Source organism: Chryseobacterium sp. JUb7 (assembly GCF_024806495.1).
In the GTDB taxonomy this organism is placed as follows: Bacteria; Bacteroidota; Bacteroidia; order Flavobacteriales; family Weeksellaceae; genus Chryseobacterium.
The window spans coordinates 471,921-490,092 of the sequence record NZ_JANUFF010000001.1 but is presented as its reverse complement, the minus strand read 5'-3'; the positions used below and the strand labels follow the sequence as shown (position 1 = coordinate 490,092).

At 36.4% G+C, this 18,172-nt stretch carries 13 protein-coding genes; 9 read left to right on the top strand and 4 right to left on the bottom strand.

From position 1 onward, the window contains the following. Positions 1–22 precede the first annotated feature (22 nt). The 8 genes from M2373_RS02280 (at position 23) to M2373_RS02245 (ending at position 10,566) form a co-directional block, all read left to right on the top strand. A complete protein-coding gene (locus M2373_RS02280; RefSeq protein WP_259107014.1) occupies positions 23–1,573 on the top strand; it encodes an aldehyde dehydrogenase family protein in 1,551 nt (516 codons plus the stop codon). A gap of 109 nt (positions 1,574–1,682) precedes the next feature. Then, on the top strand, positions 1,683–3,011 hold the full coding sequence (gene lat / locus M2373_RS02275) for an L-lysine 6-transaminase (protein ID WP_259107009.1): 1,329 nt from the start codon (positions 1,683–1,685) through the stop codon (positions 3,009–3,011). Between the two features lie 62 nt (positions 3,012–3,073). Continuing rightward, the gene (locus M2373_RS02270) at positions 3,074–3,304 is read left to right on the top strand and encodes a DUF2007 domain-containing protein (RefSeq protein ID WP_259107007.1); all 231 of its coding nucleotides are present in this window, start codon (positions 3,074–3,076) and stop codon (positions 3,302–3,304) included. 337 nt (positions 3,305–3,641) lie between these two features. Further along, the gene (locus M2373_RS02265; RefSeq protein WP_259107006.1) at positions 3,642–4,154 is read left to right on the top strand and encodes a GNAT family N-acetyltransferase; all 513 of its coding nucleotides are present in this window, start codon (positions 3,642–3,644) and stop codon (positions 4,152–4,154) included. Positions 4,155–4,271: 117 nt separating this feature from the next. Further along, positions 4,272–4,727 (top strand): transcriptional regulator, encoded by a 456-nt coding sequence (locus M2373_RS02260; RefSeq protein WP_259107005.1) that lies wholly within the window; start codon positions 4,272–4,274, stop codon positions 4,725–4,727. A 1-nt stretch (position 4,728) separates the two neighbouring features. After that, positions 4,729–5,913 (top strand): efflux RND transporter periplasmic adaptor subunit, encoded by a 1,185-nt coding sequence (locus tag M2373_RS02255; RefSeq protein ID WP_259107004.1) that lies wholly within the window; start codon positions 4,729–4,731, stop codon positions 5,911–5,913. A gap of 1 nt (position 5,914) precedes the next feature. Further along, positions 5,915–9,061: an efflux RND transporter permease subunit gene (locus M2373_RS02250; protein WP_259107003.1), complete on the top strand. Its 3,147-nt coding sequence runs from the start codon at positions 5,915–5,917 to the stop codon at positions 9,059–9,061. Between the two features lie 89 nt (positions 9,062–9,150). Next, the gene (locus M2373_RS02245; RefSeq protein WP_259107001.1) at positions 9,151–10,566 is read left to right on the top strand and encodes an efflux transporter outer membrane subunit; all 1,416 of its coding nucleotides are present in this window, start codon (positions 9,151–9,153) and stop codon (positions 10,564–10,566) included. A gap of 94 nt (positions 10,567–10,660) precedes the next feature. Here M2373_RS02245 and M2373_RS02240 read toward each other — a convergent pair whose 3' ends face one another. From M2373_RS02240 to M2373_RS02225, 4 genes are all read right to left on the bottom strand, one after another. After that, on the bottom strand, positions 10,661–12,256 hold the full coding sequence (locus M2373_RS02240) for a hypothetical protein (protein WP_259106998.1): 1,596 nt from the start codon (positions 12,254–12,256) through the stop codon (positions 10,661–10,663). Between the two features lie 390 nt (positions 12,257–12,646). Next, a complete protein-coding gene (locus tag M2373_RS02235) occupies positions 12,647–13,501 on the bottom strand; it encodes a hypothetical protein (protein WP_259106996.1) in 855 nt (284 codons plus the stop codon). Between the two features lie 205 nt (positions 13,502–13,706). Further along, on the bottom strand, positions 13,707–14,516 hold the full coding sequence (locus M2373_RS02230) for a hypothetical protein (RefSeq protein ID WP_259106994.1): 810 nt from the start codon (positions 14,514–14,516) through the stop codon (positions 13,707–13,709). Positions 14,517–14,793: 277 nt separating this feature from the next. Then, on the bottom strand, positions 14,794–15,633 hold the full coding sequence (locus M2373_RS02225) for a hypothetical protein (RefSeq protein ID WP_259106992.1): 840 nt from the start codon (positions 15,631–15,633) through the stop codon (positions 14,794–14,796). Between the two features lie 1,121 nt (positions 15,634–16,754). Here M2373_RS02225 and gndA point away from each other — a divergent pair. Further along, positions 16,755–18,170, top strand: a complete 1,416-nt coding sequence (gene gndA / locus M2373_RS02220) for an NADP-dependent phosphogluconate dehydrogenase (protein ID WP_259106991.1) — start codon at positions 16,755–16,757, stop codon at positions 18,168–18,170. Positions 18,171–18,172 lie beyond the last annotated feature (2 nt).

Here is an 18,172-nt window from a genome sequence, read left to right as displayed (position 1 = left end):
GGAAACGAAAAGTAAAATTTTTATGTCTAAAAAAGTAAAAGATTTTGGAATCGAAAAAACGCTCAAAAATCTAGGAATTAAAGATGAAAATAAAGGAACTTCAGTAGGCGGAAAATATTTTGCATCAGGAAAAACAATAGAAAGTTTTTCACCGGTTGACGGTAATTTGATTGCTAAAATAAAGGCTTCTGGAGAAAGTGACTACAACAAAGTTATCGAAACGGCTCAGAAAGCATTTCAGGAATTCAGAATGATTCCGGCTCCTAAAAGAGGAGAAATCGTAAGGCAGCTAGGTCAGAAATTAAGACAATATAAGGATGATCTTGGAAAATTGGTTTCTTATGAGATGGGTAAATCTTTGCAGGAAGGTCTTGGAGAGGTTCAGGAAATGATCGATATCTGCGACTTTGCAGTGGGAGTTTCAAGACAGCTTCACGGATACACGATGCATTCGGAAAGACCGGGTCACAGAATGTATGAGCAGTACCATCCTCTTGGAGTAGTGGGAATTATCACTGCATTCAATTTTCCGGTGGCGGTTTGGTCTTGGAATACGGCTCTAGCATGGATTTGCGGAAACGTTACGATCTGGAAGCCTTCAGAAAAAACACCACTTTGCGCTCTTGCCTGCCAGAATATCATGAATGAAGTATTAAAGGAAAATAACCTTCCTGAAGGTATTTCAAGTGTGTTGGTAGCGGATCATGAAATCGGACAGAAATTAGTGGATGACAAGAGAGTTTCTCTGGTTTCTTTCACCGGTTCTACAAGAGTTGGAAGAATGGTTTCTTCTAAAGTAGCCGAAAGATTCGGAAAATCGATCCTTGAATTAGGCGGAAACAACGCAATTATTATTTCTAAAGATGCAGATATCGATATGTCGATCATCGGAGCTGTTTTTGGAGCAGTAGGAACGGCAGGACAGAGATGTACATCAACAAGAAGACTGATTATTCATGAAAGTGTTTACAATGAAGTTAAAAACAGATTGGTAAAGGCATATGGCCAGCTGAAAATCGGAAATCCATTAGATGAAACCAATCATGTAGGACCACTTATTGATACTCTGGCTGTGAATCAATATGAAGAAGCAATCAAAAAATGTAAAAAAGAAGGCGGTAAATTTATCGTTGAAGGTGAAGTATTAAAAGGAAAAGGATATGAATCCGGTTGCTATGTAAAACCTGCCATTGCAGAAGTTAAAAACTCTTATGAAATTGTTCAGCATGAAACTTTTGCTCCAATTTTATATTTAATCAAATATAAAACGTTAGAAGAAGCGATTGCCATCCAGAATGATGTTCCTCAGGGATTGTCATCAGCGATCATGACACAGAACTTAAGAGAAGCAGAATTATTCCTTTCTCAAGCAGGTTCAGACTGTGGAATTGCCAACGTGAACATCGGGACTTCCGGTGCAGAAATTGGTGGAGCTTTCGGTGGCGAAAAAGAAACCGGAGGTGGAAGAGAATCAGGATCGGACGTTTGGAAGTACTATATGAGACGTCAAACTAACACTATAAATTACACTGCTCAACTTCCTTTAGCACAGGGGATTAAATTTGACTTATAAAAGTTTTGATTTAAGTTCAAAAAACTAAAAGTTGAAAGATTCAGATATCCGAAATCACCAATCATTATCATCTGAATCTTTCAATTCCTTTCACTAAATTTTAAAAAATATGGAACACACAACAATTGATATACAAGCAAATAAAGTTAAAGAAACAATCGGCAGACACGTTTTGGCAGACGGTTTCGATTTCGTAATGGATATTGAAAAATCTCACGGATCATGGCTTTATGACAAACTGACCAACAGAGAATATTTAGATATGTTTTCGATGTTTGCTTCGGCATCTGTAGGTTATAATCACCCTTATATTGTAGAAAAATCAGCATGGCTGGGGAAAATGGCTGTTAATAAGCCGACTCTGGCGGATGTTTATTCTGAAGAATATGCACACTTTTTAGAAGTTTTTGAAAGAGTGGTAATTCCTGAAGAATTGCAGTATGCTTTCTTTATTGAAGGCGGAACTTTAGGTGTTGAAAATGCTATGAAAGCATGTTTTGACTGGAAAACACGCAAGAATTTCGAGAAAGGCCTTGATATGGAAGCCGGAATTTGTATCCACTTCAGACAGGCATTTCATGGAAGAAGCGGATATGCTTTAAGCTTGACCAATACTTCAGATCCTAGAAAATATCAGTATTTTCCTATGTTTGACTGGCCAAGGATTTTGAATCCAAAATTAACCTTCCCTATTACAGAAGAAAACCTGGAAGAAACAATCAAGAACGAAAGATTGGCTTTATTAAATATTGAGGAAGCGATCCTGATGAATCCTGATAAAGTAGCCTGTATCATCATAGAGCCTATTCAGGCTGAAGGAGGAGACAATCATTTCAGAGATGAGTTTTTAACAGGATTGAGAAAAATTTGTGATCAGCACGAAATTCTTTTAATTTTTGATGAAGTGCAGACAGGTATCGGAATCACTGGTAAAATGTGGGCTTTTGAACATTTTACAGCAAAACCGGATATCATTTCTTTTGGTAAAAAAGCGCAGGTTTGCGGGGTTTTGGCTAATAAAGAAAAGTTTGATGAGATTTCGGATAACGTATTCAGAGAAAGCTCAAGAATCAATTCTACTTTCGGAGGTAACTTTATCGATATGCTTCGTTTCCAATTGGTCATGGAGATCATTGAAAAAGATAATCTTGTCGAAAATGCAAGAGTTGTAGGTGATTACTTATTGGAAGGTCTGAAAATATTAGAGCAAAAATATCCTGAAAAACTTTCAAATGCAAGAGGAAGAGGATTGATGTGTGCGATAGATTTACCAACTCAGGAACAAAGAAATCAATTGCGAGATGAGCTTTGGAATGACGGAATGATTATTCTGGCATGCGGAGATCAATCTCTTCGTTTCAGACCACATCTTAATGTATCTAAGGAAGAAATCCAGCTTGCTTTAGAGAAAATTGAGCATAATATTAATAAAATTTAAAACTCAATATTTGTAATTTTCAAAAAAACTTCATATATTTAGATACTCAAACGTGAAAGAATATGGAAAGAAGTACAAGAGTATCTGTTTTTGAAAGTGATAAACCTTCAGAAATACAATTAATCAAATCTAAACTGGACGATGCGCAGATTGTAAATGCTGTGGAAAACAGTTACCTCACTTTTACAACAACGCCTACAGCGACCTCGTTGAAATTGATGGTAGATTTGGAAGATGAGAAGAAAGCATTCGAAATTATTGACGGCTATCTTCAACAAAGTGAAAATCAATAAAAAAACAATTTCATAATTTTAAATTTTACTACTTCGAACCGAAAATTAATTTTAATTAGTTTTCGGTTTTTTGGTTAAAATATTTAAAACAATAAACTATTCAATATTAAACGATTAAGAAATTAATAATTAGAATAAATATTTTGAGAGCTTTAACATTGCAATGCTAGAAATGATTAGTATTACAGATGTCATGCTGAGCCCGTTGAAGCATTAAAACAAAATATATTCATTTATAGAGGTCGGTTTACAGATTGTCAAAGTTGACTTCATGCAAATTTTAAAACTCAACATATTTTTTAATTTTTAAATCTCTTAATTAAAATTTTTCACAGCAATGAATTCAGAAATTAAACTAAGAAAGGCAGAAATTGAAGACAGAGATATTATCTGGGGTATTATTCAGCAGGCCATTGAAAGAAGAAGACAGGATGGAAGCACCCAATGGCAGCAGGGCTACCCGAATCTTGGCACCGTAGAAAGCGATATTGCAAAAGGTTTCGGATATGTAATGACAGTGGATGGAGAGATTGCGGTGTATACTGCTTTGATCCTTAATGACGAACCGGCTTACAGTACTATTGAAGGAGCTTGGTTAAGTGATGGAGAATTCGTTGTAGTGCACAGAGTGGCTGTAGACGGAAAGTTTGCAGGACAGGGGATGGTGAAAAAATTATTCGATCATATCGAAGATTTTACCAGAGAGCAGGGAATTCAGAGTGTAAAAGTGGATACTAATTTTGATAATATCGCCATGTTGAAGATTCTTGAGAGCAAAGGATATTCTTATTGCGGAGAAGTTTTTCTGGCAGGCGGCATGAGGAAGGCCTATGAGAAGATTATAATTTGATCAAAAAGTTAAATCCATTTCCATTGAATTTTTAAAAGACCTGATATTTATAAACTCTATCAGGTTTGTTCGTTTAGTTCTGAACTAATAATTACATTTGTTCAAATTTTGTATACAATGCATAAGAGTATAGAAATTGATGAAAAAATATTTCAGGATGCCGTAAAGTTCTACGGCACCATTTTCAACATACCTCCTTTAGCTTCAAAGATTTACGCCTATTTGCTTTTCGACTACGAAAAAATGGGGATTACTTTTGATGAATTTGTTGAAGTTCTTTCTGCCAGCAAAAGTTCCGTTTCTACGAGTATTTCACTGCTCTTAAATGCCGAACTGATTGTAGACCACAACAAAATGGATGAGCGAAAACGTTATTTTTTCATCAATGATGAATATAAGAAGATAAGATTTGAAAAAATAGTTCAAAAAATGCAAGACGAGTTAAAACTACTAGATGATTTAAACAATTTTAAAAAAGTTCAGGATGATGGGTACAACGAAAGGATTGAAGCGTATAAAGCTCTGTTAAACAAAAACATAATAAATATTCAAGAATCTCTTAATAAACTATAAAATGAATAATAAGCTAGTTATACTTTCTATTGCAGCGCTTTCACTGACAGCCTGCAAAAAAGAAGCTCCTAAACAGGATGGCGCAAAACCATATCCTGTTGTCAATGTGGAGTCAAAAAATATAGTGGGTTATCAGGTGTTTCCGGCTACCATTCAGGGTAGGGTAAATAATGATGTACGCGCAAAAATACAGGGATATATTACGCAGGTTTTGGTGGATGAAGGTCAGTACGTCACAAAAGGACAGCCTTTATTCCGTCTTGAAACCAATATTTTAACTGAAAATGCTGCCGCTTCCAAAGCAGGAATTGGCGCTGCTGAATCTACCGTTGCTGCTGCTCAGGCCGCAGTAAATGCTGCCAATGTGGAAGTTAACAAACTAAAACCACTGGTTCAGAAAAATATTATCAGTAATGTTCAGCTACAGACGGCTCAGGCAAATTTAGCCCAGGCTCAGGCTCAGCTACAACAGGCAGTTGCCGCTAAAAGACAGGCAGTTGCCAATTATAAAGGAGTAGAGGCAAATATTGATTATTCGGTTATTCGTGCTCCTATTTCAGGGGTGATCGGAAAACTTCCATTAAAAGTGGGGAGTTTGGTAGGACCAACTGATCAGACGGCTTTAACGACAATTTCGGATACCTCTCAGTTATATGCCTATTTTTCAATGAATGAAAAAGAATATTTTGATTTCCTTGAAAAATCTCCGGGTGCTTCATTACCTGAAAAAATTAAAAATCTTCCAATGGTTGAATTACAGCTGGCCAATGGAAGTATTTATGCTGAAAAAGGAAAAATTGAAGCGATTACAGGACAAATTGATGCTACAACAGGGACTATTCAGTTCAGAGTAGGGTTCTCAAATCCTCAGAAATTATTGAGCAACGGAAACAGCGGATCGATCAGACTTCCAAAATCTTACGATAACGTATTGGTGGTTCCTGAAAGTGCAACTTATGAACAACAGGGAATTGTTTACGTATATAAAGTAGAAAAAGATACTGCTAAAAACGTTGTGATCAACGTGATTGACAGAATCGACAATATGGCTTTAGTAAAATCCGGAGTAAATAAAGGTGAAACTATTATTGCAGCAGGTATCGGAGGCTTAAAACCAGGAACTGCCGTGAAGCCAAAACCAATCAAAATGGATAGTCTAGTTCAATCAATAAAACCGAAATTCTAAAATGATTAAAAATTTTATAAACCGACCGGTTTTATCCACGGTAATCTCAATCTTGATTGTGATTCTCGGGGTTTTGGGATTGATCTCGCTACCGGTTACACAGTATCCTGATATTGCGCCCCCTACAGTAAGTGTTTCCACGAGCTACACAGGTGCCAATGCGGAAACTGTGATGAAGAGTGTTGTTGTGCCTTTGGAAGAGCAGATAAACGGGGTGGAAGGTATGGATTACATTACTTCTACAGCAGGAAATGACGGTTCTGCACAGATCCAGGTATTCTTTAAACAGGGTATCGATCCGGATATTGCTGCGGTAAACGTTCAAAACCGTGTAGCAAGAGCAACTCCGTTATTGCCAAGTGAAGTAACACGTTCCGGAGTCGTAACGCAGAAACAGCAGACGAGTGCTTTGATGTATATGTCTTTCTATTCTGAAAATAAAGATTTAGATGATGTGTATCTTCAAAACTTCCTGAATATCAACGTTATTCCAAATTTGAAAAGGATTAATGGTGTAGGGGATGCCAACGTTTTCGGAGGTAAAAACTATTCCATGAGAATATGGCTGGATCCTGCAAAAATGGCAGCGTACAGTGTGACTCCAACAGATGTTACCAATGCGATCAATGAGCAGAGTAGAGAAGCCGCAGCAGGTTCTATCGGGCAAAACAGTGGAAGTTCTTTTGAGTATATCATTAAATATGTTGGTAAATTCAACGATAAAGAACAATACGATAATATTATCATTAAATCCCTTGCAGACGGTCAAAATCTGATGCTGAAAGATGTGGCTAAAGTTGAATTGGCAGGCCAGTCTTACACTGGAGTCGGTGAAAACGGAAACAGCCCGTCCATCAGTATGGGTATTTTCCAGACACCGGGTTCTAATGCTCAGGAGATTATTAAAAATATCAAAACCTATCTGAAATCAGCAGAAGGAAGTTTTCCTCAGGGAATTAAATATACATTTAACTTTGATACCAACGAATTCCTTGATGCATCGATTGAAAAGGTAGTTCATACCTTAATTGAAGCATTTATCCTGGTATTTATTGTTGTATTTATTTTCTTGCAGGATTTCAGATCTACTTTGATTCCGGCAATTGCGGTTCCGGTATCGATTGTGGGTACCTTCTTCTTCCTGAATTTATTCGGATATTCATTAAACTTATTAACGCTATTTGCATTGGTACTGGCCATTGGTATTGTTGTGGATGACGCGATTGTAGTCGTCGAGGCAGTCCATGCCAAGATGGAACATGGTATTTCTGATGCTAAAAAAGCAACGGTAGAAGCGATGGACGAGATTACAGGTGCGATTATCTCAATTACGCTGGTAATGGCTGCCGTATTCGTTCCGGTAACTTTTATTACAGGGCCTACAGGGGTATTCTATCAGCAGTTTGGAATTACGCTTATCATTGCGATTATCATTTCTGCGATCAACGCCCTGACGTTGAGTCCGGTTTTATGTTCATTGTTCTTAAAACCTCACGATGCACATCATGCAGACTATAAAAACCTGAATTTTCTTCAGAAATTCTTCTATAAGTTTAATATTGCTTTTAAAACAGCTACAGAACGTTACGGAAGAGGATTCGTGTTTTTACTAAGACATAAATGGGTAACCTTGGTGATCTTTGCTATTACAGGAGGAATCTTGTACTGGGCAAGTACTACGATGAAAAAAGGTTTCGTACCTACGGAAGACAGAGGGATTATCTTTACAGATGTTCAGCTTCCTCCGGGAGCTTCTATGGAGAGAACATACAATGCTTTGAAAACCCTTCAGGCGAACGCATTGAAAGTTCCGGGAGTACAAAACGTTACGATTTCAACGGGTAGAGGATTCTTATCTGGAAACGGTAGTAACAATGGACTTGCTTTCATTAAGCTGAAACCTTTTGACGAAAGGAAAAAAGACGGTCAGACTTCCGAAGATATCACCAAAAAATTATTCGGTATCTCAGGAAAAGTTCCTGACGCGAAAATTGTATTCTTCCAGCCGCCAAGTGTACCTGGTTTTGGTAACAGTGCCGGTTTTGAGATGGTATTGCTTGATAAAGCAGGAGGTGAATATTCAGATTTAGATGATAAAACCAATGAATTTATCGGAAAGCTGATGCAGCGACCTGAAATTGAGTTTGCTCAAAGTTCATTTAATACCAAATATCCTCAGTACGAAATGCAGGTGAACGTTCCGTTGGCTAAGCAAATGGGGGTTTCCGTGAGTGATATCTTATCAACAATGCAGGGGTATATCGGAGGTATCTATACGGCTGACTTTACAAAATACGGAAAACAGTTCAGGGTAATGGTTCAGGCTCTTCCTGAAAACAGACAGAATATTGAAAACCTGAATGAATTATATGTGAAAACAGGTTCAGGTGTAATGTCACCGATTTCTCAGTTTGTATCAATGAAAAAAGCATACGGACCACAGGCGGTAAGCCGTTACAACCTGTTTACTTCGGTAAAAATTACAGGAGCCAACTCTGCAGGTTATAGTTCCGGAGATGCCATTACTGCGGTACAGCAGGTTGCTCAGGAAACATTGAATCAGAATTATGATGTTGAGTTTACAGGATTAACAAGAGAAGAATTAAATTCAGGATCGCAGACCCTTCTGATCTTCGGTTTAAGTTTAATTTTCGTTTACTTTATCCTTTCTGCTCAGTATGAAAGTTATATTCTTCCGCTGGTTGTTGTCATTTCACTTCCTCTTGGGGTAATGGGTGCTTATTTCGGCCAGAAAATCATGGGCTTGGAAAACAACATTTATTTCCAGATTGCCCTGATCATGTTGGTGGGATTATTAGCGAAAAATGCCATTTTGATCATCGAATTTGCGGTCCAGAGAAGGCATCACGGCGAAACGATCGTCATGTCTGCCATCAATGCTGCAAAAGCGAGGTTAAGACCGATTTTGATGACATCATTTGCATTCATCTTCGGTTTATTACCATTGGTTTTAGCAAGCGGAATCGGCGCAGTAGGAAACAGATCTATTGCAACGGGTGCAGCTATCGGACTATTGATAGGTACCATTTTAGGATTATTTGTAATTCCTGTACTGTATGTGATTTTCGAATACCTTCAGGAAAAAATCAAACCTATTAAAAAAGAAGAAATCAATTTAGCAGAATAATTTAATTAGAAAAGTTAGAGGTTAGATATTAGAAATTAGTTTTTAAATCTAACTTCTAGCCTCTAGTTTCTAACTTCTAATTTTAAATAATGAAGAGTTTATTAAACATCATAAAAGGAATAACTTTTTCTGTCGCAATTCTTGCAGCCGTATCATCTTGTATGGCAAGAAAAGAATATCAAAGACCGGATAAAGTAGTTGACGAAAAGCTTTTCCGTACAGATATGCTTCCTTCTGACAGTACGAATATTGCGAATGTTTCCTGGAAAGAGATCTTCACAGATCCTATCCTTCAGGGGCATATCAATAAAGCTTTAGAAAACAATTTAGACATAAGAATTGCCCTGCAGAGCATTACTTCAGCTGAAGCTTATCTGAAGCAGAGTAAGGCGGCATATGAACCTACTTTAACGGTGGGTCCGGGATATACGTTCCAGACCCAGTCTTTAAATACACAAACCGGACAGCTTTTCGGACAGAGACGTTATATCAACCAGCTTGACATCACGGCGAGCATTGGTTTTGAAGCTGATATCTGGGGTAAATTAAAAGCTCAGCAAAAAGCTCAGCTGGCAACATATTTGGGAACAGTAGCAGCTCATAAAGCGGTAAAAAGCGATTTGATTGCTTCTATTGCTTCTTCTTATTATCAATTGCTGACTTACGATGCTCAGAAGAGAATCATTCAGGAAACAATTGAAGTCCGTGAGAAAAATTTAGAAACTACCCAGGCATTGAAAATTGCAGGAACAGTGACTGAAGTTGCTGTTCAGCAGAGTGAAGCGCTTGTACTGAATGCGAAATCGATGTTGATCGACGTAGATACTCAGATTCAGCTTCTGGAAAATACCATGAGCCTGTTGATGGGTGAGCCTTCTCATTCTATTGAAAGATCCACTTTGGAGACTCAGAAAGTTCCTATCGATCTGAAATTGGGATATCCTGCTCAGTTATTATCCAACAGGCCGGATGTAATGCAGGCTGAATACAGCTTAATGAATGCTTTTGAATTAACCAATTCAGCAAAAGCTCAGTTTTATCCTACTTTGAAAATCACCGGAAGTGGTGGGCTTCAGTCGATGGATATTGATCATTTGTTCAGTGTAAATTCTTTATTTGCCAATGTTGTAGGAGGATTGGCTCAGCCGATTTTAAATAAAAGAACAATCAGGACTAATTATGAAGTTAGCTTAGCGAATCAGGAAACGGCTTACTTAAACTTTAGAAAAACAATTCTTACAGCCGGAAAAGAAGTATCGGATGCGATCAGAGTATTTTCAGTTCAGGATTCTTATATTGATTTAAAAGAAAAAGAACTGGATGCTTATAAAAAATCTGTAGATTACTCACAGGAATTGGTCAACTATGGAATGGCCAATTATCTTGAAGTATTGAATGCAAGTGTCAATTCATTAAATGCAGAACTGAATATTGCCAATGCAGAATACAGCAAAATGAAAGCCGCTGTAGAGCTTTATCAGGCATTAGGAGGAGGCTGGAAATAATAAATTTTCAACGATGATATAGTAAAAACGGATGCCAATCGGCATCCGTTTTTTTATGTAAAGTATAATTCTAAGTATCCGTTTTAAATATATTTTATGGACATGTAATACTCGCTGAAGTAAAGGCTCCGGAATTATTAACACGAACTCTCCAGCAGGTACCGTTATCAGATTTCATGATCACTCCTGATCCTATATTTTCAATATAGATATCACCAGCTGCAACATGAAGTTTTGAAACGGGAGCAGTAGTTCCAATTCCTAAATTTCCAGTAGCAGTATTTATTCTCATACGCTCAACAAGAGTAGCTCCATTAGTTGATGCGAAAAAGAAGTCATCACCTGTGTTAAGATCTGCTCTTGCACGGATACTTCCGATTTGCCAGTTGGGACCTCCTGATGTAGCTCCATTATTAGAAAATCCTATTGCTGAGATATTTCCTGTAGCTACAGCAGAAGTATTCCTCAGTCTTAATATTCCGCTGGAACTTACGCCTGTTCCTGCAGGAGCATCCATTAGATTAAATCCACCTTGAGCTGCGGTAGTCGCAATAACATGTAATCTGTTAACAGGAGCTGCGGTTCCTATTCCCACATTTCCGTTTGGTCGCATAGTAGCCACTGTTGTTAATGTTTGTCCATCTCCGTAAGTGCCCACAGCATTTGCTCCTACGTTAAATTGCAAGCCTGTTTCTGCTCCGGATGCATTGATCGTTGGAGCTGATGTATTACTTAAATCAAACCATATATTATCCCAACTTCCACCTCCTTGGGCTCTTTTCATTCCGAAAGTATCACCTACTATGTCAAGTTTGGATGCAGGAGCTGTCGTTGCTATTCCTACATTACCTGTTTCGTCAATTGTCATTCTGTCAACGTTGGATGTCCTGAACAAAAGGTCCGTAAGTAAAGTTGTTCCATCTCCACGATATCTGGATCTGATGGCTGATCCAGTCGCAACATTATAGGTATTATTCGATCTTGGACCGAAATATACTGATCCTATATCTTCACCTGCCGCAAGATTTGTCGGGACTGCTTCTGTACCATTGGCAGAAGTAAAAATAAGTGCAGGTTCTTTGGAATCACCAAAGCCCCTGAAATAAAAATTATTTTCAGCACCACCGCCCACATTATCGGAAACAATCTCGAATCTTCCGGTAGGATTCGTAGTACCAATTCCCACTCGGCCTGTCGGGGTAACTCTCATTTTCTCAGAATTATTAGCTCTTATAGCCAGAGCCTGATTGTCTGTGGTTCCTAAAAAGTTGGTTGTGGGGTTTGTACCAGTATTTCCTGTAATACTCCATGCATTTCCACCATGGGTAGTCACCCAGCTTGCGTTACTGTAAGCAAATTCTAGTGCCTGACCATTGGGAATTATAGCTCCGTTTAAAACAGCATCAAAACCTCCGGTAGTATTGTTATAAATGATAAGACGTTGCCCCGGATTGGGAGGAGTAGATCCTGTGATAGCTATTGTTGCAGTTGCTGCGCCGGTAAGTCTGACCTGGCTTACATTATTCTGTATTGTAACGGCATTCGCAGTAATAGCCTGTGCTGTTTCGCGATTGGTTATCGCTCCGTTTACATCCAAAGTAGTTCCAGGAGTAGTGGTATTAATACCTACCTGAGCGTACATAGTACAACTTATTGATATTGCAATCAAAAGTAAAGTTGTTTTTTTCATAAATTAACTTTTTATATAAAAATATTTTTCAATGATCAGGGAATAAAGTTATTAAAATTAATTTATAAAAAATAAATATATAGATAAGTTGATGTATTATTTTTACTTAAAATTAGAATATTAACAAAAAATAGTTGGGTTATGATTAATAAATTTATGTTTCAAATGATTGTAAATAAGTAAAATAGTTTTATGCTTATAAAGAAAAAATTAAAAAATTAATTATCGTTTTTTCATATAAGATTTTTCCATTTCACTTTATAATGATAAAAACGTATTATAAATAAAATTTTATAATCAAATCTGTTTAAATTTTCCTAATAAAGATTTACTGACAAAAAAACACTGTAAAAAACAGTGTTTATAGAATGTTATTTTTGATAATTAAGCTTATCGATAACGTTTTGACTGCATAATAGCTATTGGAATAGGTGTCCCGTTACTCCCGGTATTACGCGCATAAATTGCACCATTCTGATAGAAAAAAACAAGATTAATTGGTGATGATCCGGCAAAATTTACGGTAAGGCTTGGATTGTATGCAGCTATAGAGGTTACAGTATTTTGATTGTCGATCACAATACTTACAGGGTATCTCGTTATTCCTGATCCGGAACCGGAAATAAAATCAGAATATGAAAATCCCGTATTTACGCCAAAATTGACTGTCCCAAGAATGTTAGCACCATTTGCAACCACTCCAAATGTTAATGAAGTAGCGAATTTAAAAGTGATCAATGAAACTGGTGAAGCATCTACAATTTTAATTCCGGCCGCTGTATTGGGAACATTATAAACCCCGTCAAAATTAGCAGAGGTTGAAATTGCTGAATAAGGATCTGCTGCTTTAACAATGTTTCCGTTAACGTCTGCATAGAGAGGTGTTAAATGATTGTAATCTATTCCTGGTCTTGCCGTCCCATCTGATTGGTTTTCAGTAGAAGGAGCATTATTTAATCTTATTGCAGATCGGTTGGTAGCTCCGTAGATATTGACTAATGCATCAGTAGTTGCATTTGGAGTTATATTGTCGGGTTTTCCCATATAACTTCTGCTGTCTTCATAAATACTCAGGTTGTTAGCATTAATAGTATTACTATTTTGAATATTTAAAACTTTATTGGCTGGAACTGCAGTTTTAGAAACAGCATCAAGCTGAGCAGTGGGTGTAGTTGTATTGACACCTACTTGTGCAGATACACAAATTGACAAGGGTAAAATAAATACCAATAATTTTTTTTTCATTATAATCCGTTTTTAACATCGTTATTCAAACAACATTGCTTTGTGTTTTGTTTGTTATTGGCCGTATATAATTTTATGCCAAACTTAGAATTTAAACTGAGCTAAAGCATTCGTTAAAATAATTCTTATTAATAGTGAAGAATTATAACCAAATATATAAAAAAAGACGCATTTTTACACGCGTCTTATATATTATATTAAAGTATTATCTATATCGTTTGGATTGCATAATTCCTATATTGACGGTGCCTGTCCCCGTATTACGAGCATAGATAGAACCGTTTTGATAAAAAAAGACCAGATCTACGCCTGTTGCAAAATCAAATGTGAGATTGGCTGTATATGATGCAATGGCTGTATTTCCGTTATCCGCTATGCTCACCGTAACAGGATACCGTGTTGTTCCTGATCCTGAACCTGATACAAAATCAGAGTATGAGAAGCCTGTGTTAACACCAAAATTGATAGTGCTTATGATATTAGTTCCTGTGCCCGCGGGACCTAGTACTAATCCGGTAGCCACTTTAAAAGTCACAAGACCAAAAGCAGCAACATCTACTATTTTTACCCCTGCAGCAGTATTAGGAACTGCATAACCACCATCGAAGTTGGCAGATGTAGCAATAGCAGAATAAGGATCATAGGCTTTTACGACATGTCCGTTAACATCAATATATGCTGGTGTTAGGTGATTATAATCAACACCTGGTCTTGAAACCGCATTGAGCTGATTTTCTGTAGATGGTGCATTGTCAAGCTTTAACGTTGACCGGGTGGTGGTTCCATAAATATTAATGAGAGCATCGTTGGTTGCATTCGGAGTGATATTATCAGGTTTTCCAATATAGCTTCTGCTGTCTTCATAGATACTGAGATTATTAGCATTGGTGGTGCTGCTGTTCTGAATATTCAGAATTTTATTCGCAGGAACTGCTGTTTTAGATACAATATCAACAGTTGCAGTTGGTGTTGCAGTATTAACTCCTACTTGGGCAAATGCAAAAGTCGAAGTCATTACAAAAAGGGTAAATAAATTCTTTTATATTTTAATCAAATTCGGTAAGTATAGAAATATTTTATATTTTTTGAAACTTAATTCATAAATATACAAATTAATCTAAAATTTAATAAATATTTTCGTAAATATTATTATATCACGTAATTTGGAATTATATAAATGATGAAAAAAAATGACTTGAAGGTTCAATTAGAATATATCTTTCACTATAAATTTAAATAAAAAACGTACGCTAAAAAGCATACGTCTCTTAATATGGATGTTTAAGAATAAATTATCGGTAACGTTTTGACTGCATAACTGCAATACCAATATTACCAGTACCTGTATTACGAGCATAAATTGCTCCATTCTGATAAAAGAAAACAAGATCGACCCCTGTTGCAAAATCAAATGTAATACTGGCTGTATAAGATGCAATCGAAGTATTTCCGTTATCAGTCATGCTAACTGTAACAGGATATCGGCTACTCGTAGAACCTGATCCTGAAACAAAATCCGAATATGAAAACCCTGTGTTAATTCCGAAATTGACAGTGCTTATAATATTTGTACCTGTTCCTGGAGGGCCTAAAACTAATCCTGTAGCTACTTTAAACGTTATCAGACCCACACTTGTAGCATCCACAATTTTTATTCCTGCCGCTGTATTGGGTACAGTATAGCCGCCATCAAAATTGGCAGACGTAGCAATCGCGGAATAGGGGTCATAGGCTTTTACAACATGCCCGTTGACATCAATATAAGCAGGAGTTAAATGATTATAATCTACTCCAGGCCTTGAGGCTGCATTAAGTTGATTTTCTGTAGAAGGTGCATTGTCAAGTTTTAAATTAGAGCGGGTAGCAGTACCATAAATATTGATTAATGCATCATTGGTTGCATTTGGCGCTACATTATCCGGTTTTCCGATATAGCTCCTGCTGTCTTCATACATGCTAAGATTGTTGGCATTCGTTGCATTGCTATTTTGAATATTCAGAACTTTATTCGCTGGAAGTGCTGTTTTTGAAACGATATCTACTGTAGCAGTTGGAGTAGCAGTATTGACTCCTACCTGAGCAGACAAACAGATTGACATTGGTAAAATAATTACCGTTAAATTTTTTCTCATAGTGTTTCTTTTAGTATTGTGTATTTAAAGGACCGTGTATCTAAATTAATATAATACATGATTTTAGGATAAAAATACAATAAATATATGGTGAATTGTTTTTTTTGCTCATTAATTTGTGACTTTAACATGTTTCTGATGTTTTTTTATATAATTTCAAAATAAGTATAAATTATTTTAATAAAATTAATAAAATTAACGAGTGTTTTTAAGTAAACCTACTTGATGTTGATTTTCATTATCAGTAACAATAGCGGTGAAATAGTATAAATTTCTCAATACGATTTGTTTTTTTTAAATAATATTATGTGTTTTTAAATATATGCAGGCTATGATTCATCTTATAAAAAATAGGTTGAACCAGGGTTTTTAGCATTTGTTTTTTTACGATTGCTTTTACAGTTTTTCGAATGTGCTACAAGAGATAAAAGCTTTTCCGCGATTTTGGGAGTATTGAAACTTATACCATAGTTTTTTAATATCTTTTTTTGCGATAGGTGATATGAGGTTTTTCTATGTTTATTTTGCGAAGATCCTTAGTAATGGTAGTTTTTTTTTCATTTATATTGATCATACATCTTTCAGTGAAGCGATATCAGATTTCGTAAAATAGATATTTTTTTTTGACCGGATTATATCGGCAGGTTGATAGGTCAAAACATCAAAACATATAGTGGATATCGGCATTTTTATCTTTTCATCTAATAATAATTTAATAACAGCTATTTGGTGAACTGAAATACAGTGTTTGTGGGATGTGCAGCTCAACGTTAACGAAAAATTACTGTATTTTGAAAAATATTAGCTACCACCTGAATATTTAATCATCTGATTCCGTTTTTTTTACTTTCTCAGATTCTGCCGTTTTTTTTGATTATTTTCTGTCTGACAAATAGTTGCTGAAGCTATCTTTTAAAATATCCTTATAAAAACATTTTTCTAAGCGCCGTCAGAGCTTTATCAGAAGTGGTTGTGAGAATATATGATAAGGTACAAAAGGATGCGAATAGTTAATTATTTATGATATTATTAATAAAGGTAAATCAATATATTTCTCTATTATTCGTAAATTTGATGGTTATAGATTGAATTTTTATTTCAAAAAATTATAAATAAAATATATGGATACATATAGTTATGGAATGGTTGGCCTTGGTGTAATGGGACGAAATCTTCTTTACAACATTGCTGAAAATGGATTCTCCATTGTAGGTTTTGATCTTGATATACAGAAAATCAATGATTTGCAGGGTGGAGCTACAGCTGAAATGACAGTGGCCGGAACAGATTCACTGGAGGAATTTGTAGCAAAGCTGGAAACACCAAGAAAAATAATTCTGATGGTACCTGCAGGAAAACCTGTAGATGCTGTTTTAGAAAATATCAAACCCCTTTTGAGTAAAGGTGATATTGTGATTGATGCCGGAAACTCATATTTTAAAGATACCAACAGACGTGTTGCCGATCTTGCTGTTTTAGGACTGCATTTTATGGGAATGGGAGTGTCAGGAGGAGAAAAAGGAGCCAGATTTGGTCCAAGCATTATGCCTGGAGGTGATTTGGAAGCTTTCCATTCAGTGCGCCCTATGTTGGAGGCTATTTCAGCAAAAGTAAATGGTGAAGCCTGTACAGCATATATGGGACAGGATGCAGCAGGACATTATGTAAAAATGGTTCACAACGGTATCGAATATGCCGTAATGCAGCTGATAAGCGAGGCGTATGATTTGCTTCGTAAAGGGGCTGATTTAAATAATGATCAGTTACATGAAATTTTCAAAGACTGGAATAATGGAGAGCTGAACTCTTTTTTGATAGAGATTACAAGAGACATTTTTCAACAGAAAGATCCGGTTACGGGAGGATTTCTTGTAGATCAGATCTTAGATAAGGCAGGCTCGAAAGGGACCGGAAAATGGACTTCGGAAGAAGCATTGGAAAACGGTGTTGCGATTCCTACTATTGATGCTGCGGTGGCATCAAGAACTTTATCTTCATATAAGTCTGAGCGTGTACAGGCCTCTCAATTATATTCAAAATCTGCCATTGCTCGCGCTGAGAATACAGAGCTATTTATTCAGGAAGTGAGGGATGCACTTTTTCTTGCTACTTTAATCAGTTACACTCAAGGTTTATCACTTTTAGTAAAAGCTTCAGAAGAATACCAGTTCCATATTCCTTTAAAAGATGTGGTTAAAATCTGGCGTGGTGGCTGTATCATCCGTTCGTCATTATTGGAAAAATTCTATGAAGTGTACTCAGAGGATTCTAATCTATCAAATATATTACTTAGTCAGGATATTGCTGAAATCGTTAATTCTAAAATCAGCTCTTTAAGGAAAACAATTGTATTCTCAACTTCCAATGGTATTTCAACGCTTGCTTTTCAGACAGCTTTAGCTTATTTCGATGCTTACACGACAGAAAGCTTACCTATAAATCTGATTCAGGCACAACGTGACTATTTCGGTGCACATACCTATCAGAGAAAAGATCAGGATGGTTTTTTCCACACGTCTTGGAATACAAATAATTAAAA

What these genes read in the sequence shown, in the direction of transcription:
- M2373_RS02280 (WP_259107014.1), top strand. Translation starts at nt 23, where the DNA reads ATGTCTAAAAAAGTAAAAGATTTTGGAATCGAAAAAACGCTCAAAAAT.
- lat (WP_259107009.1), top strand. Translation starts at nt 1,683, where the DNA reads ATGGAACACACAACAATTGATATACAAGCAAATAAAGTTAAAGAAACA.
- M2373_RS02270 (WP_259107007.1), top strand. Translation starts at nt 3,074, where the DNA reads ATGGAAAGAAGTACAAGAGTATCTGTTTTTGAAAGTGATAAACCTTCA.
- M2373_RS02265 (WP_259107006.1), top strand. Translation starts at nt 3,642, where the DNA reads ATGAATTCAGAAATTAAACTAAGAAAGGCAGAAATTGAAGACAGAGAT.
- M2373_RS02260 (WP_259107005.1), top strand. Translation starts at nt 4,272, where the DNA reads ATGCATAAGAGTATAGAAATTGATGAAAAAATATTTCAGGATGCCGTA.
- M2373_RS02255 (WP_259107004.1), top strand. Translation starts at nt 4,729, where the DNA reads ATGAATAATAAGCTAGTTATACTTTCTATTGCAGCGCTTTCACTGACA.
- M2373_RS02250 (WP_259107003.1), top strand. Translation starts at nt 5,915, where the DNA reads ATGATTAAAAATTTTATAAACCGACCGGTTTTATCCACGGTAATCTCA.
- M2373_RS02245 (WP_259107001.1), top strand. Translation starts at nt 9,151, where the DNA reads ATGAAGAGTTTATTAAACATCATAAAAGGAATAACTTTTTCTGTCGCA.
- M2373_RS02240 (WP_259106998.1), bottom strand. Translation starts at nt 12,256, where the DNA reads ATGAAAAAAACAACTTTACTTTTGATTGCAATATCAATAAGTTGTACT.
- M2373_RS02235 (WP_259106996.1), bottom strand. Translation starts at nt 13,501, where the DNA reads ATGAAAAAAAAATTATTGGTATTTATTTTACCCTTGTCAATTTGTGTA.
- M2373_RS02230 (WP_259106994.1), bottom strand. Translation starts at nt 14,516, where the DNA reads ATGACTTCGACTTTTGCATTTGCCCAAGTAGGAGTTAATACTGCAACA.
- M2373_RS02225 (WP_259106992.1), bottom strand. Translation starts at nt 15,633, where the DNA reads ATGAGAAAAAATTTAACGGTAATTATTTTACCAATGTCAATCTGTTTG.
- gndA (WP_259106991.1), top strand. Translation starts at nt 16,755, where the DNA reads ATGGATACATATAGTTATGGAATGGTTGGCCTTGGTGTAATGGGACGA.